This window comes from Pseudomonas avellanae BPIC 631 (assembly GCF_000444135.1).
GTDB classification, from domain to species: domain Bacteria; phylum Pseudomonadota; class Gammaproteobacteria; order Pseudomonadales; family Pseudomonadaceae; genus Aquipseudomonas; species Aquipseudomonas avellanae.
The window spans coordinates 1-1,577 of sequence record NZ_ATDK01000323.1 but is presented as its reverse complement, the minus strand read 5'-3'; the positions used below and the strand labels follow the sequence as shown (position 1 = coordinate 1,577).

Here is a 1,577-nt window from a genome sequence, read left to right as displayed (position 1 = left end):
TGTTCTCCTGCTCAAAAAGTGAGCAGAAGCAGTTGAACACCTGGGTCAGTTTTCAGTCGGCAGAACAGCCTCTACTGGGTCAGTTTTCGGTCAGCGACAACAGCTCAAGACCTTTGCTGACGTTGTGTTGCCGGAAAACAACATGTTCCGCATCTGGATGGACCTGATCGGCCACCCGATCACTGCCCTGTTGGCGGCCCTGTTGCTGGCGTTTTACACCTTTGGTGCGGCGCGCGGCTTTGACCGCACCAAAATCATGAAACTGCTGGACCAGAGCCTTGCACCGGTTGCTGCCATCGTCCTGATCGTCGGCGCAGGTGGCGGCTTCAAGCAGATGCTGGTGGCCAGCGGTGTGGGTGATGTCATCGGGCACATGGCCGTACAGGCGCAGATCAACCCGATCATGCTGGCCTGGCTGGTGGCGGCGGTGATTCGCATCGCAACCGGTTCGGCTACCGTGGCAACCATTACCGGTGCAGGGATTGTGGCGCCAGTGGTTGGCCTGATTCCAGGCGTCAATCGCGAGCTATTGGTGCTGGCCACGGGTGCTGGCTCGCTGATCCTGTCGCACGTCAACGACGCCGGTTTCTGGTTGGTTAAACAGTATTTCAACATGACCGTTGCCGAAACGTTCAAGACCTGGACAGTGATGGAAACCATCCTGTCGGTGGTCGGCCTGATCTTCATCATGCTGTTGTCGATGGCGCTTTAACCCCAGCGTTACACACGGTCTTTGCGGGTGTCATAACCCGCATTGGCCTGTGCCAGACCAGACTTCCTCCCCCCGCTGACGGTCCGTCGCCCTGCACAGAATCGACCTGTCACAAGGCTCGAACACACCTCGCACGACTGAATCTACCTTCCGCAAGCTGCCCTTTCCTACACCCTCGCGCAGCACTTTCATTTGAATTTTCAGAAAGCTCGGGCAATGTTTGCAAGTCATGCCTACGCTTATACTCACGTGGAGATTGGCTCGCCAATCCCCTCGAGCGAGGCAAGGATGACCTGGAAGCGTGCGGCTGTTCACGTTACTTTTCATGTTACGCCAGTAAATACGGGCATTTTCACGTCGAAACGGGCAGAATTGGCGCGCTCGTCGTATCGGGGATGCAAATCTCGATGACAAGAAAATGAACCGAGGGAATTAAATTCACCAGTGTGACGTCATAAGACGGATGCATTTGGATGCACTCGGCAACAATCACCACGCAAAGGCAAACGCCAGCCTCTTGAGAGAGGCGTTTTCAAGAGGCCATCAAGGAAAAGATTATGTTGATACTCACTCGCAAAGTAGGCGAAAGCATAAACATCGGTGACGAGATCACCGTCACGATTCTTGGCGTTCAAGGGCTTCAGGTCCGCCTGGGCATCAATGCACCCAAAAATGTTTCAGTGCATCGTGAAGAAATCTACAAACGTATCCAGGCGGAACTGGCTCCAAACCAGGACCCACAATAATTCCTGCAACACCCGGCGGCGGCAAAAACTGAGCGCAACACCTGACCAATCCGGTACGGTGAACCTATGTCATATCATGAACTCAGCATTGAAGAACGCATCACGATCCAGTTTGGCCA

1 protein-coding gene and 1 pseudogene are annotated in these 1,577 nt (G+C 54.3%); both read left to right on the top strand.

Going from position 1 to position 1,577, the window contains the following annotated elements; all coding sequences use genetic code 11:
• Window positions 1-103: 103 nt before the first annotated feature.
• Window positions 104-712 (top strand): annotated as a pseudogene (locus DW49_RS0119700) (GntT/GntP/DsdX family permease); the annotation flags it as partial.
• Window positions 713-1,269: 557 nt separating this feature from the next.
• Window positions 1,270-1,458 (top strand): carbon storage regulator CsrA, encoded by a 189-nt coding sequence (gene csrA, locus DW49_RS0119695; protein ID WP_002554157.1) that lies wholly within the window; start codon window positions 1,270-1,272, stop codon window positions 1,456-1,458.
• Window positions 1,459-1,577 lie beyond the last annotated feature (119 nt).